The organism is Pseudorhizobium halotolerans, assembly GCF_902153235.2.
GTDB classification, from domain to species: Bacteria; Pseudomonadota; Alphaproteobacteria; order Rhizobiales; family Rhizobiaceae; genus Neorhizobium; species Neorhizobium flavum.
This window is the reverse complement of sequence record NZ_CABFWE030000004.1, coordinates 45,258-66,480: the sequence shown is the minus strand read 5'-3', so window position 1 is coordinate 66,480 and position 21,223 is coordinate 45,258. Positions and strand designations below refer to the sequence as shown.

Sequence of the window (21,223 nt, the reverse complement as noted above, 5' to 3'; positions counted from 1 at the left end):
GGAAGCCGCCCTCCGGAGACTTAGATGGCAATAGCAAAGAAGACCGTTTCGGCGGATTCCAGCAATCCGCTTGGGACGCTGGTGAACCTGTGGCCCTATATGTGGCCACACGGGCGCGGCGACCTGAAACGCCGCGTGATCTGGGCAACCGTCTTCCTGTTTCTCGCCAAGCTCGTCCTGCTCGGGGTCCCCTACTTCTTCAAGTGGGCCACTGATGCACTGAATGGCAGACTTGACATGGCCGGTATACTGCCGGCCTTCCTTCTCGGCGCCGTCGTGCTGGTGATCGCCTACAACCTCACCCGCATATTCCAGGTGGGCCTCAACCAGTTGCGCGATGCGCTGTTCGCCAGCGTCGGCCAACATGCCGTGCGGCAGCTCGCCTACAAGACCTTCGTGCACATGCACAAGCTGTCGCTGCGCTTCCACCTGGAGCGCAAGACCGGCGGCCTGTCGCGCATCATCGAGCGCGGCACGAAGGGCATCGAGACCATCGTCCGCTTTACCATTCTCAACTCAGTGCCCACCTTCATCGAGTTCCTGCTGACCGCGGTGATCTTCTGGCTGAGCTACGGCTTCTCCTACGTCGCCATCACCGCCGTGACAGTGTGGGCCTATGTCTGGTTCACGGTGCGGGCGAGCGATTGGCGCATCGCCATCCGCCGGTCGATGAACGACAGCGACACGGACGCCAATACCAAGGCAATCGATTCGCTCCTCAACTTCGAGACCGTGAAGTATTTCGGCAACGAGGAGATGGAAGCACGGCGCTTCGATGCCTCCATGGCGCGCTACGAGAAGTCGGCAACACAGGTCTGGACCTCGCTTGGCTGGCTCAACTTCGGCCAGGGCGTCATCTTCGGCCTCGGCATGACGGTGATGATGGTGATGTCTGCCATGGCCGTCCAGCGGGGCGAGCAGACCATCGGCGATTTCGTCTTCGTCAATGCACTGCTGCTGCAGCTTTCCGTGCCGCTCAACTTCATCGGCTTCGTCTACCGCGAAATCCGCCAGGGGCTGACAGATATCGAGCAGATGTTCGACCTCCTGGAGGTCGAGGCGGAAGTGGTCGACAAGCCGGACGCCCAGCCGTTGCAGATCCGCCAGGGTGCCCTCGCCTTCCGCGACGTCCACTTTTCCTATGATCCGGAACGGCCGATCCTCAAGGGCATCTCGTTCGAGGTGCCGGCCGGAAAGACGGTCGCGATCGTCGGGCCCTCGGGTGCCGGCAAGTCGACGATCTCGCGCCTGCTCTACCGCTTCTACGACGTCCAGGCGGGCGCCATCACCATCGATGGTCAGGACATCCGCGGAGTGACCCAGAAGTCGCTTCGGGCTGTGATCGGGATGGTGCCGCAGGATACGGTCCTCTTCAACGACACCATCGCCTACAACATCCGCTACGGCCGCCCGGGGGCAACCGAGGATGAGGTCACCGCCGCTGCCGAGGTGGCGCAAATCGGGACGTTCATCGAGAGCCTGCCGCATGGGTACGACACGATGGTCGGCGAACGGGGACTGAAGCTTTCGGGCGGCGAAAAGCAGCGCGTGGCAATTGCCCGGACGATCCTCAAGGCTCCGCCGATCCTCATCCTCGACGAGGCGACTTCCGCGCTGGATACCACGACGGAGCATGAGATACAGGCGGCGCTGGACGTCGTGTCGAAGAACCGGACGACGCTGGTGATCGCCCACAGGCTGTCCACGGTCATCAATGCCGATGAGATCATCGTGCTACGCGACGGCGGCATAGCCGAACGCGGCACCCATGCAGACCTGCTCGCCCAGGACGGGCTCTATGCCTCCATGTGGAACCGCCAGCGTGAGGCAACGCAGGCCGAAGAACAGCTGAGGAAGGTCCGGGAGAGCGACGACATGGGCGTTATCGCTCGCGGCGCTCCCGCGGCAGAATGAAGGGCCGGATAGGATGAGATATTCGACCAAGCGGATGATGATTGCCGGCGCCGTCGCGCTTGCCTATGCGCTCGTGCTGATCTTCTACGGTTCGCCGCTGCTGGCGCTCACGACCTGGCTTGGATGGGTCGATCCACAATGAGGGCCATGCAGGCGCATCCGATACGCAGATCCATGTCCCCGGTGGATGCGGCGGAACCGCATTGCCCCCCAAACTGTTTGCCTGTAGTCAGCGAAAGCTGACATCTTGAGGAGATCCGGGTTGATCAATCTGTTCGACACCATTCGCAATACGCTCGTGCCGATCCATAAGGAAGGCTACGTTTTCGTTGCGGCTTTCTTCATCGCATCGCTGATCCTCGGCTGGATTGCCGAGCCGCTGTTCTGGATCGGCCTCGTGCTGACGCTCTGGTGCGCCTATTTCTTCCGTGACCCCGAACGCGTCGTGCCGCAGGATGACGATCTCGTTCTGAGTCCCGCAGACGGCCGCGTCTCGTCCGTCCAGATGGTGGTGCCGCCAGCTGAACTCAATCTCGGCAGCGAGCCAATGCTGCGCATTTCCGTTTTCATGAACGTCTTCGACTGCCACATCAACCGCTCCCCCATGCGCGGACAGGTGACGGAGATCCAGTATCGGGCGGGCCAATTCATCAATGCCGAACTTGACAAGGCGAGCGAAGACAACGAGCGCAACGGGATGGTCATCGAGACGCATCACGGCAAGATCGGCGTCGTCCAGATCGCCGGCCTCGTCGCGCGCCGCATCGTCTGCTGGGTGAAGCCGACCGAGCCGCTCAACGCCGGCGAACGCTTCGGGCTCATCCGCTTCGGCTCCCGTCTCGATGTCCTGCTGCCGGCGACGGCGCAGCCGCGTGTTTCCGTCGGCCAGATGACTTATGGTGGCGAGACCGTCATTGCCGAATTCGGCTCGATCAAGGGTCCGACCATCAGCCGCCGCAGCTAAAGCAAGAGGAGAGCGCATGGAGAGCCCCGTTTCCCCGCCAGAGACACCGCGGTCCGACACGAGCGGACGGGGCCCCCGGCTGCGGGAAATACCCGTGCGGCTGATGGTGCCGAACCTCATCACGGTTCTTGCCATCTGCGCCGGGTTGACCGGAATCCGGCTCGGCTTCGAGGGACGCTATGAACTGGCGGTGGCGATGGTGCTGCTCGCGGCCTTCCTCGACGGCATCGACGGGCGGGTCGCGCGGCTTCTCAAGGCTAGTTCCCGCTTCGGCGTGCAGATGGACTCGCTCGCCGACATCATTAACTTCGGCGTCGCACCGGCGCTTGTCTCCTATGCTTTCCTGCTCGACCATGCCCGCTCCTTCGGATGGATCGCAGCCCTCATCTACGCGATTGCCGCGGGGCTTCGGCTCGCGCGTTTCAACGTCATGGAAGAGCGTCAGGAAAAGGCGGCCTGGCAGTCGGAATTCTTCGTCGGCGTGCCCGCCCCACTGGGTGCGGTGCTGGTGCTGCTGCCGGTCTACCTGGGTTTCCTCGGTGTGGATCCCTCCCCGGTATTCGTCTACGGCAGCGTCGCCTACACGATCCTGATCGGCTACCTGCTTGTCAGTCGCCTGCCGGTCTGGTCGGGCAAATCCCAGACGAAGGTGCGCCGAGACCTGATGTTTCCCATCCTTCTGGTGGTCGTCCTCTATGTCGCACTGCTGATGAGCTACACATGGCAGGTGCTCGTCGTCAGCGTCCTCGCCTACCTCGCCTTCCTGCCGTTCAGCGCGCGGCTTTGGCAGCGACGGTACGGAACGTTGACGATCGAGGACGACAACGCATCCGTTTAAGGCACTGCGGCAGGTTTGCATCAGTTTCGCTTCAAGGTGCGACCAAAGCGAGCAGGTGAAAGGTTGCCTGCCGTTACGCCACTATTCCGCCGAGTTTGAAGACAAGATCCTCTGCCGCAAGACCAGATCGCATGGCGAGGAGACCACCATGAGCAAAGACCCCGTTACCGCCCCTAAACCTGAGCAGACGCCTCCCTTTCGCCCGCTGGCCCTGAAGGCGGTTGTCGCCGCAGCGCTTATGCTGAAGCCGAAGAAGGTCCTGAAGCCTGCCGGCTGATCAGGCTTATTTGACCAGGCTGACGATCAGCCCGATCGACAATAGGCTCATCACGAGTCCGATCAGAACATCCAGGACCCGCCATGCGGCGGGTCTGGCAAACAGCGGCGCAAGAAGGCGGGCGCCGTAGCCCAGGGCGAAGAACCAGACGAAGGAAGAGACGACGGCTCCCGCGCCATAGGCCGCACGTTCGGATCCTTCGAAAGCGGCAGACAGGCTTCCCAGCAGAACCACAGTATCCAGATAAACGTGGGGATTGAGGAAGGTGAAGGCCAGGCAGGTCGCCACCGCTGTCTTCAGCGGCAGTCCTTCCGGCGTACCCGCCGCCATGGCCGTCGGCCGCAAGGCACGGCGAAATGCCATGAAGGCATAAGTGGCAAGGAAAACCGCACCGCCAACCGTGACGACCATGATCAGCGTTGGCGATTGCGCCACGATCGTCCCCACCCCGGCAACGCCCGCGGCAATGAGCAAGGCATCAGAGAGCGCGCAGATCAGGCACAGGATGAAGACGTGGCTGCGGATCAGGCCCTGCCGGAGGATGAAGGCATTCTGCGCGCCAATGGCGATGATGAGCGAGGCGCCGAGCGCGAAGCCCGAGAGTGCTGCGGAGAGCATGGAAGACGTCCAAGTTTCAGGATTGAATCAGAAGAGCGACATCTGGGCTGTAGCCTTGGGAGGCGGGTCCTGGGGTTCCGCCAGGATGATCGGCTTCTGGAGTTCCGGACCCATGTTGGCGACCTTGTTGACAAGATCGGAGACCGGAAGGGCTTCGAAGAAGTCGTCCGGCGCAGGCTGCATCAGGTCGGCCACCTCCCTCGGCTCCTGCGTCTTGCAGTCGAGCCAGCGCGAGAAATCGTCCGGCTGAATAACGACCGGCATGCGATCATGAATGCCCGCAATGGCTGCGTTTGCCTTTGTTGTCAGGATCGCGGCCGTGTCGAGTTCGGACCCGTCCGCCGATGCATAGGTCTCCAGCAGCCCACCGAACGCCACGAGTCCACCCTTGCGCGGGCGAATCCAATACGGCTGCGCGGGCAGACCCGTTTCTTTGGCTGGCCGACGCCATTCATAAAATCCCGAGGCAGGAACGAGGATGCGCCGGTGGCGCATGGCGCCGCGGAAGGATGCCTTTTCCTGGGCAGTTTCCGCGCGGGCGTTGATCAGCAGGGGAAAGTTGCGGACATCCTTCACCCAGCCCGGAATGAACCCCCAGCGCGCCAGGAGCGCACGTCGCGGCGGCAGGTTGCTGCCCGGCTCGTGATGGTCCTCCGCGGCAACGACGAGAATCGGCTGCGTCGGCGCGATGTTGAAGCGTGCCGGGAAGTCTTCGATGTCGATAACGCTCAGGAAGTGAAGGATATCTTCCGGCGTCGCGGTCAGCGCATAGCGTCCACACATGCAATTGTCATCGCACCACCTTCGCAAGCGGTCAAGGAAGGCTCAGGGCCGGGGTCCGAACAGGATGAGCGTGGTTCCGGCGAGGCATACAAGGCCGCCGGAAACGTCCCAGCGATCCGGGAGACGCCCTTCGACCAGCCAAAGCCACAGAATGGAGGCGACGATATAGATGCCGCCATAGGCGGCGTAGGTTCGGCCGGCGGCCTCGCTCGGCACAAGCGCGAGGGCTGCTGCGAAGACAGCAAGCGACATCATGCCCGGCACCAGCCACCACACCGGCTTGTCCAGCCGCCACCAGGCCCAGAAGGCGAAGCAGCCGGCGATCTCCGCAAGCGCCGCCACGGAAAAGAGAAGATATGCCTTCATCAATGTCTGTTCCGCTCCGTTCCCGTTTCCAGCGATTCGTTCTACGCTAGGGCAGATCAGGGACCAAGTTCGCATGACAGCACCTCCGGCGCAGCCCGCCCTTGCCTCCTCCGCCATCCTGGAGCGAAATGGCCGCTTCCTGCTGATCCGCCGGCGCAATCCGCCCGCGGCCGACATGTTTGCCTTTCCAGGCGGGCGCGCCGAGCAGGGCGAAAGCCCGGAGCAGACGGCGCTTCGAGAATTTTTCGAGGAGACCGGCATCGAAGCACACGACCCCGTGCTCTTCGCCACCTACGATCTCAAAACCGAGAAAGCGAATGGCATGATCGAGACGCATTTCCTGCTGTCGGTCTTCCGGGTGAGAGCTGACGCATCATTGGAAGCCATTGCCGGGGATGATGCCGTCGACCATGGCTGGTATACGCTGGAGGAGATTCGGGCGCTCCCGGTTCCGGCAAGCGTGCTCGATTGCGTCGAGAAGCTAACCGCAGGACCGGGCTGAGCCGAGCCACAGCGAGAGAAACCATGCGTTCAAGACTGCTAGCCGGCGCGACACTCCTGAGCCTGATTACGCTCGTCATTCCGCCGCTGGCGGCGCAAGAGGCCGCGCCTCCCGCAGCCACGACCGCGCCCGCTCAGGAAGACAAGCCAGCACCTTACGACCAGCAGCTTTCACGGCTCGCCGAAATCCTCGGTTCCCTGCATTACCTGCGGACGCTTTGCGGAGATACTTCGGATGACTGGCGGACAGCGATGCAGGATCTGCTGAACGCAGATACCGAAAGCGAGCCGAAACGACGGGAGCGCCTTACGGCTGCCTTCAATCGCGGCTACCGTTCCTTCGCCGCCGTTCATACCACATGCACCGACGCGGCACGGACGGCAGAAGAGCGCCACCGTAACGAAGGCGCAACACTCGCCGGAGAAATTGCCGCCAGATTCGGAAATTAGGGTATTATTTACCTCCTTCGCCAGCAGACCGTGTCGTTTTGGTAAAAGGCTGCTAGAGTCCTTAACGACGAAGTAACCCACGGGTCACCGAGGAAGACATGATGCAGACAGGCCGCAACGAAATCGACGACATGATTGTCCATGAGAAGATGCAGGTTGCGCTGGAATACCAGAACGAGGCCTGGGCGGACGGCATGGCGGACGGGATCGAACCCGAGATCATCGCCGATGCGGCTTTTGCGCTCGCCATGCGCGAGACGATTCGCATCCACGGCGAAATGGGCGCCGAAGCCATGCTGGAGACCCTTCGCGAGCGGATGCTGGCGGGCGAATTCTCTCCGGAACGCAGTCTTCAATAACGCGCAGGGCGTTCCGATGCACCAGGCACCGGGAAGCTTCGAGAAAGGCCTTGCCGCCGGCATAAGTGCGCTCGGCGCGCTGCTGCTTGTTGTTCTTTTCCCCGTCTCCACGGTCGCACTGTCCGAATTCGGCACCAATCGCGGTCAGGATAGCCGCGACCAAACGCTGGAAGAGAGCGAGGATGTGGCCCCTGGCCTGCCTCTTCCCGAGCCCCTGATCAACCGGTCCGTGCCGCGCAACGACGACGCGCAGGACGTGGAGCCGCCGGAGGCAGGCGAACCCGTCGCCGCCGAGATCATCCTTGATCCCGCACTCCTGCCGGAACCGGTCCGCCGCATGCGCGAACTGCTCGTGGAGGCCGCGGCTTCCGGAGACATCGAGCGGCTGCGGCCGCTGACGACCGGTCCTCGGCAGACGATCATCAACGGCGACATCAGCGACCCCATCGACGCGTTGCGAAGCTATTCCGGCGATCCGGAAGGCCTGGAGATCCTCGCAATTCTCCTCGACATCCTATCGAGCGGAGCGGTCCGGATGGATGCCGGCACGGAGGAGGAAGCCTATGTGTGGCCATACTTTGCTGGAAAGCCGCTGGCATCCCTAACGCCGCCGGAGCGGGTGGAACTGCTGCGGATTGTGACTGCCGGCGACCTGATGGGAATGGAGGAAGGCGGCAACTACAACTTCTACCGCCTGGCAATCACGCCCGACGGGGAGTGGAAGTCCCTCACCGGCGGCGACTGATCGAGCCTCCTGCGGTCTTGCCCCATCCGGGCTGAACGCCTAACTCTTGGGTCTGACAATCCGAGATTTTGACATGCCAGCGGCCCATCTTCCCGAGCGACGCTTCCTTCGCATTTCCGGCCCGGAGGCGGAGCACTTCCTGCAGAACCTCATCACGACCGACATCGTCTCGATGCCGGACGGGGTCGCAAAACCCGGGGCGCTGCTGACACCCCAGGGCAAGATCCTGTTCGACTTCTCCATCTGGCGGGATGGCGACGGCTTCCTGATCGAGACGGATGCCGTGCAGCAGGACGCGCTCGTGCGTCGGCTGACCATGTACAAGCTGCGGGCCGCCGTCGAGATCGCGGTCCTGGAGCAGCAGGGAGCGACCGTCGTCTGGGGAGAGGATGAAGTGGCGAGCGGCGTTACCGATTCGCGCTTCGATCACGCCGCCATCGCGCTCACGCGTATGCCCGGGCTGGTCGACACGGGTTTCGCCGACGGGGACTACGAGTCACTGAGGGTGGAGGCCGGTGTCGCCGCTTCGGGCGTGGACTACGCACTCCAGGATGCGTTTCCGCACGATATCCTGATGGACCTCAACGGCGGGCTTTCTTTCCGCAAGGGCTGCTATGTCGGCCAGGAGGTCGTGTCCCGCATGCAGCATCGCGGCACGGCGCGACGCCGCCTCGTGCAGATTGCGGCGGACGAGCCGCTTCCGCCGACGGGAACGGAGATCATCGCCGGAGGAAAGCCCGCCGGCACGCTCGGCACGGTATGCGGGCGCGCTGGCCTTGCCATCCTTCGAACAGATCGCATCGGCGCGGCGATCGCCGCCGGCACGCCCGTGTTTGCGGGGGGAAAGCCCGTGACCGTCCGGCTTCCCGCCTGGAGCGGCCTGGACTTCCCCTCCGATGAACAAGAGGCTGGCTCGTGAGCGGCACCAGATCGCCCCGCGCCTGGCAGCGCATGCTGTCCGGCCGCCGCCTCGACCTGCTCGACCCCTCGCCGCTCGATGTGGAGATTTCTGACATCGCCCACGGGCTTGCCCGCGTCGCCCGATGGAACGGCCAGACCCGCGGCGACCACGCCTTTTCCGTCGCCCAGCATTGCCTGGTGGTGGAGGAGGTGTTCCGGCGATGCACGGATAGTGACTGCCAGAGCCTGATGATGGCTTTGCTGCATGACGCGCCGGAATATGTGATCGGCGACATGATCTCGCCGTTCAAGTCGGTGGTCGGGGGCGGCTACAAGACTGTCGAGCACCGGCTGGAGGCGGCGATCCACCTGCGGTTCGGACTACCGGCGCATCCCGGCCAGGAGTTGAAGACACAGATCAAGAAGGCCGACACCGTCGCCGCCTTCTTCGAAGCGACGGAACTTGCAGGTTTCTCGGTCGAGGAAGCACGGAAGTTCTTTGGCCAGCCACGCGGCATTACGCGGGACATGCTGATGCTGGAGCCCATGCCGGCCCTGGAAGCACAGTCACGCTTCCTCAAGCGCTTTGCAGAACTGGATGCCGAGCGCGCATCGGAGGTTCGCGCTTGAGCGGGATCGTCGTCTGCCCGCTCGCCAGCACAGCCGAGCTCTCGGCACGCCACGGGGCGACGCATCTGGTCAGCCTGATGGCGGAGAAGCATTACTTCCACCGCCCCGGTCTCATTTCTGCGGAACGTCACCTCGTTCTCCGGATGAATGACATCGCCTTCGCCGGCACGGGCGACCTGGTGGCGCCGGCCGAGGAGCATGTTGCGCGGTTGATCGACTTCGCACGGCAGTGGGACCGGGCATCGCCCATGGTGATCCACTGCTGGATGGGCGTTTCCCGCTCACCCGCTGCCGCGGTGATCGCCTCGCTCGCCGTTGATCCGGACGAGGACGACGTCGAACTGGCAGCTCGGCTCCGGCAGGTCGCGCCGCACGCGACGCCAAACCCGCGTCTGATCGAATTCGGCGATCGGCTTCTCGGACGTAATGGCCGGCTGATCGCGGCGATCAAGAGGATCGGCCGCGGCGCCGAGACCGACGGGCGAGCATCCTTCCTCCTGCCGTTGCGGAGCTAGACTGCCTACCTAGCCACACGCTTCCTTGACCTCCCCGGCACCCGCACCAATTAGGGCCGGGGCCGTGAAAGGAGCATTCAACCCATGGACCAAGCATCCGACTTCGTCGTAGCGACCCGGGCTGCGCTGGCGCAACTCTCGGCGCTGGCGGTGCAGTATTCCTTTTCAATCCTCGGCGCGATCATTCTGCTCGCGATCGGATGGATCGCTTCGGGCGTTCTCAGCCGCTGGGCCTATCGCGGGTTATCCAGCATTCACGGCATCGACGCCACTCTTGCGCAGTTCTTCTCCAACGTCATTCGCTATGCGATCCTGGTTATCGTCTTCGTGATGGTGCTCGGCCAGTTCGGCGTCCAGACGGCATCCATTCTGGCCGCACTCGGCGCGATTGGTCTGGCGATCGGATTGGCCCTGCAAGGCACACTGCAGAACATTGCCGCGGGTATCATGCTTCTTGTGCTGCGGCCTTTCCGGGTCGGGGAGTATATCGATACGGGAAGCATCAATGGTATCGTGCAGGACATCGGGCTGTTTGCCACCGAGCTGAAGACATATGACGGGCTCTACCGCCTCGCGCCCAACTCGCTGCTCTGGAACGTGCCGGTAACGAACTACAGCCGCCTTTCCACCCGCATGCATGATTTCAAGGTGGGGATCGCCTACGAGGACGACATCGACAAAGCGATCGGCATCATGCTGCAGATTGCAAAAGGCGACGAGCGCGTCCTCGACAATCCTGCGCCGGCCGCCTTTGTCATGGACCTCGGCGACAGTGCCGTCGTGCTGGCCATGCGCTACTGGGCCAATAGCTCCGTCTGGTGGGCGACCAGCCGCGACATCACGAAAGCGGTCAAGGAAGCCTTCGACCAGCAAGGAATCACCATTCCTTATCCGCAGGTCACCTACCGTGCCCCGGCCGACGAAGAGCAGCCGCCGCTGCTGCAGCTATCGGAACAGGCCCCTCAGACGCGCAACTGATAGGACAGGGCCCGGAGGAGACATTCCGGGCCTCCTCACGTCTCAGTGCGACATGGTGGAGCGGTGCGCCCAACCGGTCATCCGCTTCTCGATCCAGGCCATCAGCGCGTACATGGCGATGCCTTCGACAGCGAGCGCCAGGAGCCCCGCGAATACCAGGGGCACATTGAACTGGCTCTGCGCAGAGCTCATCATGTTGCCGAGGCCATAATTGGCGGCAACCGTCTCGCTCAGCACCGAGCCGACGAAGGCAAGGGTGATGGCGATCTTCAGCGAGCCGAAAAAGTAGGGCATCGAACGAGGGATGCCGACCTTCAGCATGATGTCCATCTTGCGCGCACCCAGCGCCCGCAGCACGTCTTCCGTCTCTGGTTCGATAGTGGCGAGCCCGGTCGCGACGTTGACGACGATGGGGAAGAAGGAGATCAGGAAGGCGGTGATGACCGCCGGCATCGTGCCGATCCCGAACCAGATGACGAGAATCGGGACGACCGCGACCTTTGGGATGGCATTGAAGCCGATCATCAGTGGGTAGAGACCGGCGTAAATCGTCTTCGACCAGCCGATGAAGAGGCCGAGCGCCAGCCCGCCGACGACTGCAAGGCCAAAACCGAGCGTGGTCGTAAACAGCGTCTGCAGCGAGTTCTTCCAGATTGCCGACCAGTACTGCACAACCGCCTGGAAGACGCGGCTCGGCGCGGGCAGCACCGTCACCGGCGTATCAAGGAGAATCACCAGCAGTTCCCAGCCCAAGAAGAGGCCGAGCGTGTAGAGCCAGGGGGCAGCACGCACCCAGTTGATGCGGAATGGCGCTTTGGTCTCGGGTGTTGGCGAGACGGATTCGTTGAGGAGGGTCATGCAGCAACCCTCGCATGGGCGATCTCGCCGTGAAGCTCATGAACCAGATCGGTGAAGCGGGCCTCGTACATGACCTCAAGATCGCGCGGACGCTCGAAGGGGACCTGGTGCTCCCGAAGGATGCGGCCTGGGCGCGCGCTCATCACGAAGATCTTGTCGGCGAGGAAGGCCGCTTCGCGCAGGTCATGGGTGACGAGCACGATGGTGACACCCTGGGCCGCGTGAAGGTCGCGGATCACGCACCAGAGCTCCTCGCGGGTGAAGGCGTCGAGCGCTCCGAAGGGCTCGTCGAGCATCAGGAGTTCCGGCTCGTGGATCAACGCGCGACAGAGGTTGGCGCGCTGCTGCATGCCGCCGGACAACTGCCAAGGAAACTTTGAGCCGAAGCCCTTGAGGCCTACAAGTTCCAGGAGATGCTCCGCCTTGGCGACGTATTCCTTCTTGTTCGCCCGCAGGCGATGGCGGTGCTTCTCGACGATCTCCAGCGGCAGGAGGATGTTCTCCAGCGTGGTGCGCCAGGGCAGCATGGTCGGGTTCTGGAACGCCATTCCTACGATGGAAACCGGCTTCGTCACCTGCTGACCGGCGACGATCACCGTGCCCTTCTGCGGAATATGCAGGCCGGTGACTAGTTTCATCAGGGTCGACTTGCCACAGCCGGAGGGACCGACGACGGCGGCAAACTCGCCCTTGGCAACGCGCATGGTGAGACCGGACACGGCGAGCGTGCCGTCGGCGCCGCCATAGCGCATGTCGACGTCGTCGATGGATACGAGATGGGACATTGTCTTCTTCTTTTCGTCAGGGCGCTTGGGCGCCTCTTGCCCGCCGTAGTCTGACACTTCCCCCGCGAGACCGGGGGAAGGTCACGGTGATCGATGCAGGGCGCGCCGCTCTTAGGGCAGCATCCGCTCTTCCTTGGCAGGCAGGAAGCTCGGGTCAAAGACCTGGTCGGCCTTCACATTGCCTTTCAGACCCATCGAGACCTTGAGGGTCTCGATCGAGGCTCCGAGGCGCTCCATGTCGATATCGCCGAAGCCGTTTTCGACGACATAAGGTGTCTTGATGTTCATGGCGTTGGCCATGTTGAGGCGCTCGACCTCAATGTCGGTATTGAGCGTCTCGTTGCGCTTGAGGACTGCGGCGACCCCTTCCTCGGGGTTGGCGACGGCATCGGCAAATCCCTTGGCCAGCGCCCTCAGGAAGCCCTTCACCGCCTCAGGGTTTTCCGCGGCGAAGTCCGTGTTCACCAGTACGGCGTTGCCATAGAGGTTGAGGCCATTCTCGGCCATCAGGATGGTGGCGATGTCGTCGTCTGTGATCCCCTGGGCCTTGAGGTTGAGGATCACGGAGAAGGCGAAGCCGAAGACCGCATCTACGTCGCCCTTGGCGAGCATAGGCTCGCGAACCGGGAAGCCGATAGACTCGATGGTGATGTTGCTGTCGTCGATGTCCGCAGCTTCCTTAAAGGCCTTCCATTGGGCAAAGGCGCCATCCGGCGGCGGAGCACCGAGCTTCTTTCCCTCGAGCGACTTCGGATCTTCGGTGACGCCGAGCGACTTGCGGCCGACGACCGCAAACGTTGGACGCTCATAGACCATCATGACCGCCTTGACCTTCTGGGACGGGTCCTCGTCAAGGAACTTGATCAGCGAATTGATGTCGCCGAAACCCATTTGGTAGGTGCCGGTGGCGACGCGCGGGATTGCCTCAACCGAGCCGTTGCCGGTGTCGATGGTAACGTCGAGTCCTTCCTCCTTGAAGTAGCCCTTATCGGCTGCAAGCAGGAAACCTGCAGCCGGCCCCTCGAATTTCCAGTCGAGCGTGAACTTGATGGCCGTCTCTGCCAGAGCGACTGAGGGCAGTCCGATGCCGACGGCAACGGCTGCCGCAGCTGTGAGCTTGGTGAAGTATCGACGCGTGAACATTGTTATTGTCGTTCCCCTGCTGGTTTTTGATGCCCCATTCAAACCAGCAAGAGGGACGGTGCGCAAGCGATATCTGCCTAGAAATTCACCAAATTTTGCGATGCACAATAACTAGTCCAGCAGAGGCCGTGACGAAGGCAGCTTGCCCAGAAAGGGAGCATTGGCAACGCCGCGCTGCCAACGACGCTCCCCGGTTTTGGTTTTCGCCGGTGGCATGTATAAGCGGAGCATTCTCGGGACCGGGCGACCTTCATGGATCTTCTGCTGCTCATCGCCATCGTGCTGGCAATCGCCTGGCAAAGAAAGACCTCGCACAGGCTGGCCAGGGTCGAAGACGAACTCCTCGCCATGAGGCAGCGGATCGACACCCTTACCTCCACGGCCCCGCCGGACGCTGCGATCGCCGAGACGGAGGCCGAAACCTTGGCGCCGCCAGCGGAGGACACGGCAGAAGCCGCAGCAGACGCTGCCGTTGCGATTGCAGCGCGAGAGGACGCTGTCCATGACCTGAAGCCTCTCAACGACAAGGCAGAGACCAGCGACACGCTGGAGAGCAATCTCGGGGCGCGCTGGGCCGTGTGGGTTGGCGGCGTAGCGCTTGCCCTCGGCGGGATCTTCCTCATCCGGTATTCGATTGAAAGCGGCCTGATCGGGCCCGAGACGCGCCTCATCCTGGCAGGGGTATTCGGCCTCCTCCTGATCGGCACTGGTGAGGCCATTCGGCGCCGGATGATCGAGCCGATCGCCGACCGCTATGGCAATGCCATGATCCCTGGCGCCCTGACCGCCGCCGGTGCGATCACGCTGCTCGGCGCTACCTACGCCGCGCATGGCTATTATGGCTTCATCGGCGCGACCCCTGCCTTCGTGCTGCTCGGCGTGATCTCGCTTGGCACCGTTTCCCTGTCGCTGCTGCACGGACAGGCACTCGCCGGCCTCGGACTTGCGGGCTCGCTGGTGACGCCCGCTCTCGTTTCCACCACCGCGCCCAGTCCCTGGGTCCTCTTCACCTTTCTTGCCGTCACCTGGCTTGCATCTGCCGGCGCCGCGCGGCTGCGCCGCTGGACCCTGGTGCCGGTACTGGCAAACCTCGGTCTGGGCGGATGGGTGCTGGCCTATCTGTTCGAGGCCTTCACCCCCGACATCACTCCGCCGACACTTGCCCTGCTCGTTGCGATCGCCGGCACTGGCTTCATCTGGCCCGGGCACCGGACAGTGGAACCACCTGCCTCCACCGAGACCTGGTGGCGCTTCCTGCGACGCCCTCCCCTCGGCATCACTCTTTCCCTGTCGCTCGTGCTTCTGCTTGCCGCATTGGCGATGCTTGCCGTCGACGAGGGCTATTCCATCATGCCCATTTTTGCCGCCGCATCACTCGTCGCCGCACTCGCGGCCCTGGGCGCTGGCCGATCCTACGCCGTCTGGCCCACCCTCCTTTCGGCCGTCGGTGCGGTCGCCTGCATCAGTTTGATGGCGCTCATCCTTCTCGATCAGACTCCTGTGCCGGTCACCGAGGGAGGAACCGCGCCTCCGCTTTCCTTCGGCCTCGAGATCGCAATCAGCCTGGGGCTCGGCGGCGTCTTCACCTTCCTCGGCTTCGCCTTCCTTCGTAGAACGGGCACCCTGGAGCCGAAGCTCGGAGCCCTCTGGGCGCTGTCCATGTCAGCCGTGCCGGTCGCCCTTGCGACAATCAGCTTCCTGAACTTCGGCACGCTCGCCGCAGACTGGATCCATGGACTTTACGGGCTGGCGCTGGGCGCCATTCTGCTCGGGATCGCCCAGTGGCGCATCCTCCGGAGCGAGGCGGGCGAAGCGGACCGGGCGGCTAATCTCGTTGCTCTCGGCTCGTTTGCCGGCCTTGCCTTTGCGCTTCACGCGCTGACCACAGGCATCACGACAACAATCCTGATCGCGGTCATCGGCTTTGCCTATGTCCTTGCCACACGCTGGCGGCCATGGCCGGCATTCCCCTGGGCAATGGGCGCGGCAATTGTCGTCGTCTTCGCCCGCATCGCCTGGGAGCCGACGCTGGTGGGCGCAAACCAGCTCGGAACAACGCCCTTCTGGAACGCCCTGCTGCCGGGCTACGTAATTCCTGCACTGCTCGCCGTGCTCGCGGCCTATCAGCTGCGCAACTGGCAGGACCACCGGGCGCGAAACTTCCTCCAGGCAGTCGCCGCTTTGATGGGAATGATGGCCCTCGTCGTCCTCGTGCGCCATGCGATGAACGGTGGCGTCCTTGACGACAGCGTTGCAACGCTTGGCGAGCAGTCGATCTACACGCTGCTGACGATCGGACTTTCGGCGACGCTGATGACGCTGGACACGCGGGCTCCGAGCCCGGTCTTCCGCTATGGCTCCATGATCGCCGGTGTTCTCGCCACCGCAAACGTCCTCTCGTTGCATGTCTTCGTGCTCAACCCCTATCTCAGCGGAGAAAGCACGGGAGCATGGCCATTCGTGAACCTGCTGCTGATCGGATATCTCCTCCCCGCCCTCTCTTATGCCGGCCTTGCCTACTACGCCCGCGACAAGCGCCCCCGCCTCTATGTCATGATGCTGGCGCTTGCCGGTGCGCTGCTCGGTTTCCTGTGGGCGACCCTTTCAGTCCGCCGCTTCTGGCATGGCGAGAACATCGCGGACTGGAAAGGCTTCCTGCAGAACGAGACCTACACCTATTCCGTCGTCTGGCTTCTGATCGGGGTTGCGCTGCTGGTGCTCGGCTCGCGTCTCGATGCCAGGAGCCTTCGGCTGGCCTCGGCGGGCCTGGTCATCATCACGGTGCTGAAGGTCTTCCTGATCGACATGTCCAACCTGGAAGGCATCTTGCGCGCGCTGTCCTTCATCGGACTGGGCATCGTGCTGATGGGTATCGGGCTGTTCTACCAGAGGATCCTCGCCCGACGCCCCTCCTCTCCGCCTGAACTGCCTCCCGTTCCCGAGGCAAAGGCGTGACCGGAGATCTCGTGACGGCCTTTTCGCCCCATGAGGCACTGGCGGAGGCCCTTCTGCCGCAGGCTACCGAAGGCGATGACGGCTCCCACGATACCGCGCACATTTTGCGGGTCTTCCGCAATGCCATGCGGATCCAAGCGCATGAGGGCGGCGACGAGCGGGTACTGGCGGCAGCGGTGCTGCTGCATGATTGCGTGGCCGTCGAGAAGAATTCGCCACTCCGCGCAAGGGCCTCTCGCATGGCCGCCACGAAGGCATCAACGGTACTCGAAGAACTGGGATGGGAGGCAGCTTATATTGCCGCCGTGGCTCACGCCATCACCGCCCACAGCTTCTCTGCAAAGGTTCAGCCGGAGACGATCGAAGCAAAGATCCTGCAGGATGCCGACCGTCTGGATGCGATCGGCATGATCGGCGCCGCACGCTGCTTCTATATCGCCGGCCGCATGGGTTCCGGCCTCTACGATCCCGCCGACCCGCGTGCCGAGAACAGGCCGCTCGACGACCGGCGCTTCGCCATCGACCATTTCGAGACGAAGCTGTTCCGGCTCGCAGACGGTTTCCAGACCGCGACCGGGCGTCATCTGGCGCAGGAGCGGCACGAGCGGCTGAAGCATGTGCTCGATCTCTTTCTCGACGAAATCTGAAGGTTATCCATGAAGGTCAGCGAACTTAACGTCTACCCCCTGAAGAGCGGCCGCGGGATCGCGCTGACCGAGGCGGAGATCGGCCCTGCAGGGATACCGGGCGACCGGCAGATGATGGTGACGGATCCGGACGGCATGTTCATCACCCAGCGTGACCTGCCGGCTCTGGCGCGGATCGGCGTTACGCCGCAGGCCTCATCGGTGGAAATCGGCATGGAGGGTTCGGGGAAGCTCACGGTGGAGCATCCCGATGTGCAGCAGCGTATGGATGTGGTGGTCTGGAAATCCGCGCTTTCCGCCGCCGTTGCCGGCGACGAGGTGAACAGGACGCTTTCCGAATGGCTCGGCCGGGACGTCCGGCTCGTTTTCTTCGATCGTCGATCCCATCGGACCGCCAGCAGCGAATGGGCCGGCGAGGATACGCCGGTCATCTTCGCGGACGGATACCAGGTGTTGATCACGACGACGGCATCCCTGGCGGCCATCAATGCCGACATGCGCGCGCACGGCGAAGGCGAGATCGGGATGGAGCGCTTCAGGCCGAACATCGTCGTCGAGACAGATGAAGCCTGGGTGGAGGACAGCTGGGAATCCGTCGAGATTGGCGGCATCACCTTCGACCTGGTGAAGCCCTGTGCCCGCTGCATCATGACGACGCAGGACCAGACGACCGGCTCACGCGACGTTGCCAGCCCAATGCGGGCGATGGGACGAATCCGGATGTCAGCGGACCGCCGGGTGCCCGGGCCGCTTTTCGGCTGGAACGCCGTCCCACGCCAGACCGGGCGTATTCATCTCGGCGACGAGGTGCGCGTGACGTCGCGACGGGAAATGCCCTGGCCGATCAAAAGACGCTGATTCTGCCCTTGCCAGCGAGTTGATGATCGCTATTTTCGACGCGGAAGTTGTCAGACAACCTGCCGGCTCCGTTCATGGCTGCAGCGGGACATGTGCCCGGGCAGATCTTCAGGGACTGCATTCCACATGACATCTCGGGCGACCGGCCTCGTCTTCGCGCTGATGGCGGTAACGATCTTCTCCATCCAGGACGGTGTTTCCAAGCATCTTGCCGACAATTATCCGGCAGTCTTCATCGCCATGATGCGCTACTGGGCCTTCGCCGCCTTCGCAGTCGCCCTTGCCAGCCGATCACAAGCAGGCGTCAGCGGCACGGCGGCGACACCGCGGCCATGGCTCCAGGCCTTCCGGGGCGTTCTCCTCGCCCTGCAGATCGTCGTCGCGATCACTTCGTTTGCGGTGGTTGGCCTGGCGCAGAGCCAGGCGATCCTGCAGTCCGCGCCGCTGATCGTCGCGCTGCTCTCGATGCCTCTCCTCGGCGAGCGCGTCGGATGGCGACGTTGGACGGCGATTGCCGTAGGTTTCGTGGGGGTTCTGTTGATCCTGAAGCCGGAAGCAGGCGGCTTCGACCTCGGCCTGCTGCTGCCGGTCGCCTGCGCCTTCCTCTACAGCCTCTATTCCATCACTACCCGGCTGGCGAGCCGTACCGACAGCGCCAATACCAGCTTCTTCTATACTGGCGTCGCCGGCGCTGTGGCGATTTCCCTCGTCGGCCCCTTCTACTGGACGAGCTTCGAGGGCAATGACGGCTGGTGGATGCTCCTGCTCTGTGTCCTCGGCATTTCCGGGCACTACCTGCTCATCCGCGCCTTCGATCACATCGACGCTGTCATCGTGCAGTCGATGTCCTACCTGCAACTGGTGCTCGTGACGCTGATCGGCGTGTTCATCTACGGCGAAACGCTCGGCTTCAACATGATCGTCGGCTCGCTGATCGTCGTCGCCGCCGGGTTGTTCACCATCTACCGCGAGGCACGCACGGGCCGGAAGCTCCTGCCAATGGATCCGTCGGGCGAGTTGTAGCGGCTTCTATCAATTCCGATGATCATTGGCTGGTGAAAAACTGATTTTGGGAATGTCGGCAGCGGCGATATGATGCCACGCTTGAGTGACTGAGGAGGCATCATCGATGACCCAGGCTGCCGCTACCCGTAACCCGATGCCCTGGCTGATCATCATCGCCGGCTCGCTGATCGCCGTCCTGACCTTTGGGCCACGCTCGGCGATGGGCTTCTTCCAGCTTCCGATGCTGGCCGACACCGGCTGGGACCGCTCCACCTTCGGGCTCGCCATGGCGATCCAGAACCTGAGCTGGGGTCTCGGCCAGCCGATCTTCGGGGCGCTCGCCGACAAGTACGGGACGGGCCGCATGCTTGCCCTGTCCGGCATCCTCTACGCGGCAGGCCTGATCCTGATGTCCACCGGGGCGTCGGTGACGGCACTTCATGTCGGCGGTGGTGTTCTGGTGGGGCTTGCGGTTGCAGCCGGCTCCTTCGGGGTCATCCTGTCCGCATTCGCCCGCAACGTCACGCCACAGCAGCGATCGTTCGCCTTCGGTATCGGTACCGCCGCTGGTTCCGCCGGCATGTTCCTGTTTGCGCCGTTGAGCCAGGGCCTCATCTCGGCCTATGGCTGGTCAGACAGCCTCGTGATCATGGCAGTCCTGATGCTCATCGTGCCGCTGCTCGCCTATCCGTTGCGCGGGAATGCCTCCTCCGGCACCCAGTCGCAGGCGGAGTTCAAGCAGACCGTCGGCGAGGCGCTGCGGGAAGCCTTCGCACACAGGAGCTACCTCCTGCTCGTCAGCGGCTTCTTCGTCTGCGGCTTCCAGGTTGCTTTCATCACGGCCCATTTCCCCGCCTATCTCGGCGACATCGGCATCGAAGCCAGCTACGCCGTGATTGCCATGGCGCTGATCGGTTTCTTCAACATCATCGGGTCACTGGCCGCCGGGGTGATCGGCCAGCGCTACTCGAAGCCCTATTTCCTCGCCTATATCTATATCGCCCGGTCGATCGCGGTAACGGCCTTTCTTCTCCTGCCGCAGTCGCCACTTTCGGTGATCGTGTTTGCGATCGTCATGGGACTGCTGTGGCTTTCCACCGTGCCGCCGACGAATGCGCTGGTCGCGATCATGTTTGGCACACGCCATCTCGGCATGCTGGGCGGAGTCGTGTTCCTTTCCCACCAGGTCGGGTCGTTCCTCGGCGTGTGGATGGGCGGCTTCCTCTACGACCGTTTCGGATCCTACGATCCGGTCTGGTGGCTGGGCGTCGCTCTGGGCATCTTCGCTGCAATCGTCCACTGGCCGATCCGGGAGAAACCCGTCGAGCGTCCGCTGGTGGCCGCGCAGCCCGCCTGATCAGCCGGCCCTCCGCTCCTCCTCAAGCGCCAGCGCCTTGAGCGCGGCCTGGACGAAGCCATCGCGCGCGGCGTTGTCCGAGATGCCGCGCGGTTCGTAGATGTGTCGATGGAGGAAGAAGCCGGTGAGCCGAAAGGCCGCCGCCATGCTTGCGGCGTCGGCCGCAGCCGTTGCTCCATCGCGGAGGAAGGCCGGCAGGGCAAGAAGTCGATCCGCATAGGGAGCGCCAGCCTCGGCACAGACGGCGCGCCCCGACTTGGGCGAGACATATTTCAGATCCTGCTGCGAGCCGGTCGCCGCGCACTCCGTGAGGTCAAGGCCGTATCCGAGGTCGTTCAGGATCGCGAGCTCGAAGCGGATGAACAATTCACCGGCATCTGTCGGGTCCTCCATCGTTTCCAGGATCACGTCGAGCGCCTCGTAGAGATGTGGATGCGGATCGCGCTCCGGAAGCAGGCGCAGGAGAGCGCCCATCGCCTGGACAGCATAGACGGACGTCGCCTTTTCCATCAGCCGGGCGGCCCGCAGGCGAAGCGGCTCCAGCTTGAATTCACCGAGATGCTCGTCAAGACGCGCCCGCCAGACAGCCTCCACCCTGTTGCCGGGCTGGAGGACGGGCTGCATGCTCCGCGATCGGCCGGAACGGACGAGGCCCAGATGGCGCCCGCGTGAACGCGTCATTACTTCGGCGACGACGCTGGTTTCGCCGTGACGCTTCACCCCGATGATGATCGCCTCATCCTGCCATTGCATCGATGTCTCAACCACTTTCCGTAT

At 63.2% G+C, this 21,223-nt stretch carries 25 protein-coding genes; 18 read left to right on the top strand and 7 right to left on the bottom strand.

What is annotated here, in order from left to right; translation table 11 throughout:
- Positions 1–24 precede the first annotated feature (24 nt).
- From FN060_RS03605 to FN060_RS23350, 5 genes are all read left to right on the top strand, one after another.
- Positions 25–1,914, top strand: coding sequence for an ABCB family ABC transporter ATP-binding protein/permease (locus FN060_RS03605; RefSeq protein WP_142586903.1), 1,890 nt, complete (start codon positions 25–27; stop codon positions 1,912–1,914).
- 13 nt (positions 1,915–1,927) lie between these two features.
- Positions 1,928–2,056 (top strand): hypothetical protein, encoded by a 129-nt coding sequence (locus tag FN060_RS23355; protein ID WP_268877001.1) that lies wholly within the window; start codon positions 1,928–1,930, stop codon positions 2,054–2,056.
- 123 nt (positions 2,057–2,179) lie between these two features.
- Positions 2,180–2,878: a phosphatidylserine decarboxylase gene (locus FN060_RS03600; protein WP_077547869.1), complete on the top strand. Its 699-nt coding sequence runs from the start codon at positions 2,180–2,182 to the stop codon at positions 2,876–2,878.
- A 16-nt stretch (positions 2,879–2,894) separates the two neighbouring features.
- Complete coding sequence (gene pssA / locus FN060_RS03595) at positions 2,895–3,716, top strand: CDP-diacylglycerol--serine O-phosphatidyltransferase (RefSeq protein ID WP_142586902.1); 822 nt, start codon at positions 2,895–2,897, stop codon at positions 3,714–3,716.
- Positions 3,717–3,864: 148 nt separating this feature from the next.
- Positions 3,865–3,993, top strand: a complete 129-nt coding sequence (locus FN060_RS23350; protein ID WP_280514316.1) for a hypothetical protein — start codon at positions 3,865–3,867, stop codon at positions 3,991–3,993.
- A gap of 6 nt (positions 3,994–3,999) precedes the next feature.
- Here the strand turns inward: FN060_RS23350 and FN060_RS03590 are convergent, their stop codons facing one another.
- From FN060_RS03590 to FN060_RS03580, 3 genes are read right to left on the bottom strand one after another with little or no spacing between them, the layout of a single operon-like run.
- The gene (locus FN060_RS03590) at positions 4,000–4,611 is read right to left on the bottom strand and encodes a LysE/ArgO family amino acid transporter (RefSeq protein WP_142586901.1); all 612 of its coding nucleotides are present in this window, start codon (positions 4,609–4,611) and stop codon (positions 4,000–4,002) included.
- A gap of 27 nt (positions 4,612–4,638) precedes the next feature.
- Positions 4,639–5,394 carry an SOS response-associated peptidase gene (locus FN060_RS03585; RefSeq protein WP_142586900.1) on the bottom strand — a complete coding sequence of 252 codons (756 nt, stop codon included), beginning with the start codon at positions 5,392–5,394 and terminating at the stop codon, positions 4,639–4,641.
- Positions 5,395–5,436: 42 nt separating this feature from the next.
- Entirely contained in the window at positions 5,437–5,760 is a 324-nt protein-coding gene (locus tag FN060_RS03580; protein ID WP_142586899.1) for a YnfA family protein, read from the bottom strand.
- A gap of 73 nt (positions 5,761–5,833) precedes the next feature.
- On the opposite strand from FN060_RS03580, the gene FN060_RS03575 reads away from it, so the two are divergent.
- The 8 genes from FN060_RS03575 (at position 5,834) to FN060_RS03540 (ending at position 10,838) form a co-directional block, all read left to right on the top strand.
- Positions 5,834–6,262: an NUDIX hydrolase gene (locus tag FN060_RS03575; protein ID WP_142586898.1), complete on the top strand. Its 429-nt coding sequence runs from the start codon at positions 5,834–5,836 to the stop codon at positions 6,260–6,262.
- Positions 6,263–6,285: 23 nt separating this feature from the next.
- Positions 6,286–6,711 carry a TIGR02301 family protein gene (locus FN060_RS03570; protein WP_142586897.1) on the top strand — a complete coding sequence of 142 codons (426 nt, stop codon included), beginning with the start codon at positions 6,286–6,288 and terminating at the stop codon, positions 6,709–6,711.
- Between the two features lie 101 nt (positions 6,712–6,812).
- Complete coding sequence (locus FN060_RS03565; RefSeq protein WP_052637754.1) at positions 6,813–7,070, top strand: hypothetical protein; 258 nt, start codon at positions 6,813–6,815, stop codon at positions 7,068–7,070.
- Positions 7,071–7,086: 16 nt separating this feature from the next.
- Positions 7,087–7,815 (top strand): hypothetical protein, encoded by a 729-nt coding sequence (locus tag FN060_RS03560; RefSeq protein ID WP_142586896.1) that lies wholly within the window; start codon positions 7,087–7,089, stop codon positions 7,813–7,815.
- A gap of 73 nt (positions 7,816–7,888) precedes the next feature.
- On the top strand, positions 7,889–8,734 hold the full coding sequence (ygfZ, locus tag FN060_RS03555) for a CAF17-like 4Fe-4S cluster assembly/insertion protein YgfZ (RefSeq protein ID WP_142586895.1): 846 nt from the start codon (positions 7,889–7,891) through the stop codon (positions 8,732–8,734).
- 32 nt (positions 8,735–8,766) lie between these two features.
- The gene (locus FN060_RS03550; RefSeq protein ID WP_142587115.1) at positions 8,767–9,345 is read left to right on the top strand and encodes a YfbR-like 5'-deoxynucleotidase; all 579 of its coding nucleotides are present in this window, start codon (positions 8,767–8,769) and stop codon (positions 9,343–9,345) included.
- Positions 9,342–9,860: a tyrosine phosphatase family protein gene (locus FN060_RS03545; protein WP_142586894.1), complete on the top strand. Its 519-nt coding sequence runs from the start codon at positions 9,342–9,344 to the stop codon at positions 9,858–9,860. Before FN060_RS03550 ends, FN060_RS03545 begins: the two co-directional genes overlap by 4 nt.
- An 84-nt stretch (positions 9,861–9,944) precedes the next feature.
- Positions 9,945–10,838, top strand: a complete 894-nt coding sequence (locus tag FN060_RS03540) for a mechanosensitive ion channel family protein (protein WP_142586893.1) — start codon at positions 9,945–9,947, stop codon at positions 10,836–10,838.
- 42 nt (positions 10,839–10,880) lie between these two features.
- On the opposite strand, the gene FN060_RS03535 is transcribed toward FN060_RS03540, so the two are convergent.
- The 3 genes from FN060_RS03535 to FN060_RS03525 form a co-directional block, all read right to left on the bottom strand.
- The gene (locus FN060_RS03535) at positions 10,881–11,696 is read right to left on the bottom strand and encodes an ABC transporter permease (RefSeq protein ID WP_142586892.1); all 816 of its coding nucleotides are present in this window, start codon (positions 11,694–11,696) and stop codon (positions 10,881–10,883) included.
- On the bottom strand, positions 11,693–12,481 hold the full coding sequence (locus FN060_RS03530; protein ID WP_183949826.1) for an ABC transporter ATP-binding protein: 789 nt from the start codon (positions 12,479–12,481) through the stop codon (positions 11,693–11,695). The genes FN060_RS03535 and FN060_RS03530 overlap by 4 nt, the downstream gene beginning before the upstream one ends.
- A gap of 111 nt (positions 12,482–12,592) precedes the next feature.
- Entirely contained in the window at positions 12,593–13,624 is a 1,032-nt protein-coding gene (locus tag FN060_RS03525; RefSeq protein WP_142586891.1) for an ABC transporter substrate-binding protein, read from the bottom strand.
- A 252-nt stretch (positions 13,625–13,876) separates the two neighbouring features.
- Here FN060_RS03525 and FN060_RS03520 point away from each other — a divergent pair, with 252 nt between their 5' ends.
- From FN060_RS03520 to FN060_RS03500, 5 genes are all read left to right on the top strand, one after another.
- Entirely contained in the window at positions 13,877–16,579 is a 2,703-nt protein-coding gene (locus tag FN060_RS03520; RefSeq protein WP_142586890.1) for a DUF2339 domain-containing protein, read from the top strand.
- Positions 16,576–17,226, top strand: coding sequence for an HD domain-containing protein (locus tag FN060_RS03515; RefSeq protein WP_183949824.1), 651 nt, complete (start codon positions 16,576–16,578; stop codon positions 17,224–17,226). The genes FN060_RS03520 and FN060_RS03515 overlap by 4 nt, the downstream gene beginning before the upstream one ends.
- 9 nt (positions 17,227–17,235) lie before the next feature.
- Positions 17,236–18,084 carry an MOSC domain-containing protein gene (locus tag FN060_RS03510; protein ID WP_142586889.1) on the top strand — a complete coding sequence of 283 codons (849 nt, stop codon included), beginning with the start codon at positions 17,236–17,238 and terminating at the stop codon, positions 18,082–18,084.
- 126 nt (positions 18,085–18,210) lie between these two features.
- Positions 18,211–19,107 (top strand): DMT family transporter, encoded by an 897-nt coding sequence (locus FN060_RS03505; protein WP_142586888.1) that lies wholly within the window; start codon positions 18,211–18,213, stop codon positions 19,105–19,107.
- 106 nt (positions 19,108–19,213) lie between these two features.
- Entirely contained in the window at positions 19,214–20,446 is a 1,233-nt protein-coding gene (locus FN060_RS03500) for an MFS transporter (RefSeq protein WP_142586887.1), read from the top strand.
- Here the strand turns inward: FN060_RS03500 and recO are convergent, their stop codons facing one another.
- The gene (recO, locus tag FN060_RS03495) at positions 20,447–21,199 is read right to left on the bottom strand and encodes a DNA repair protein RecO (RefSeq protein WP_142586886.1); all 753 of its coding nucleotides are present in this window, start codon (positions 21,197–21,199) and stop codon (positions 20,447–20,449) included.
- Positions 21,200–21,223 lie beyond the last annotated feature (24 nt).

Excerpts from the sequence above, each read along its gene's own strand:
- FN060_RS03525 (WP_142586891.1), bottom strand. The coding sequence starts at position 13,624 with ATGTTCACGCGTCGATACTTCACCAAGCTCACAGCTGCGGCAGCCGTT.
- FN060_RS03540 (WP_142586893.1), top strand. The coding sequence starts at position 9,945 with ATGGACCAAGCATCCGACTTCGTCGTAGCGACCCGGGCTGCGCTGGCG.
- FN060_RS03550 (WP_142587115.1), top strand. The coding sequence starts at position 8,767 with ATGCTGTCCGGCCGCCGCCTCGACCTGCTCGACCCCTCGCCGCTCGAT.
- FN060_RS03500 (WP_142586887.1), top strand. The coding sequence starts at position 19,214 with ATGACCCAGGCTGCCGCTACCCGTAACCCGATGCCCTGGCTGATCATC.
- ygfZ (WP_142586895.1), top strand. The coding sequence starts at position 7,889 with ATGCCAGCGGCCCATCTTCCCGAGCGACGCTTCCTTCGCATTTCCGGC.
- FN060_RS03535 (WP_142586892.1), bottom strand. The coding sequence starts at position 11,696 with ATGACCCTCCTCAACGAATCCGTCTCGCCAACACCCGAGACCAAAGCG.
- FN060_RS03605 (WP_142586903.1), top strand. The coding sequence starts at position 25 with ATGGCAATAGCAAAGAAGACCGTTTCGGCGGATTCCAGCAATCCGCTT.
- FN060_RS23350 (WP_280514316.1), top strand. The coding sequence starts at position 3,865 with ATGAGCAAAGACCCCGTTACCGCCCCTAAACCTGAGCAGACGCCTCCC.
- recO (WP_142586886.1), bottom strand. The coding sequence starts at position 21,199 with ATGCAATGGCAGGATGAGGCGATCATCATCGGGGTGAAGCGTCACGGC.
- FN060_RS03575 (WP_142586898.1), top strand. The coding sequence starts at position 5,834 with ATGACAGCACCTCCGGCGCAGCCCGCCCTTGCCTCCTCCGCCATCCTG.
- FN060_RS03520 (WP_142586890.1), top strand. The coding sequence starts at position 13,877 with ATGGATCTTCTGCTGCTCATCGCCATCGTGCTGGCAATCGCCTGGCAA.
- FN060_RS03505 (WP_142586888.1), top strand. The coding sequence starts at position 18,211 with ATGACATCTCGGGCGACCGGCCTCGTCTTCGCGCTGATGGCGGTAACG.
- FN060_RS03585 (WP_142586900.1), bottom strand. The coding sequence starts at position 5,394 with ATGTGTGGACGCTATGCGCTGACCGCGACGCCGGAAGATATCCTTCAC.
- FN060_RS03510 (WP_142586889.1), top strand. The coding sequence starts at position 17,236 with ATGAAGGTCAGCGAACTTAACGTCTACCCCCTGAAGAGCGGCCGCGGG.
- FN060_RS03530 (WP_183949826.1), bottom strand. The coding sequence starts at position 12,481 with ATGTCCCATCTCGTATCCATCGACGACGTCGACATGCGCTATGGCGGC.
- FN060_RS03590 (WP_142586901.1), bottom strand. The coding sequence starts at position 4,611 with ATGCTCTCCGCAGCACTCTCGGGCTTCGCGCTCGGCGCCTCGCTCATC.
- FN060_RS23355 (WP_268877001.1), top strand. The coding sequence starts at position 1,928 with ATGAGATATTCGACCAAGCGGATGATGATTGCCGGCGCCGTCGCGCTT.
- FN060_RS03580 (WP_142586899.1), bottom strand. The coding sequence starts at position 5,760 with ATGAAGGCATATCTTCTCTTTTCCGTGGCGGCGCTTGCGGAGATCGCC.
- FN060_RS03565 (WP_052637754.1), top strand. The coding sequence starts at position 6,813 with ATGCAGACAGGCCGCAACGAAATCGACGACATGATTGTCCATGAGAAG.
- FN060_RS03560 (WP_142586896.1), top strand. The coding sequence starts at position 7,087 with ATGCACCAGGCACCGGGAAGCTTCGAGAAAGGCCTTGCCGCCGGCATA.
- pssA (WP_142586902.1), top strand. The coding sequence starts at position 2,895 with ATGGAGAGCCCCGTTTCCCCGCCAGAGACACCGCGGTCCGACACGAGC.
- FN060_RS03570 (WP_142586897.1), top strand. The coding sequence starts at position 6,286 with ATGCGTTCAAGACTGCTAGCCGGCGCGACACTCCTGAGCCTGATTACG.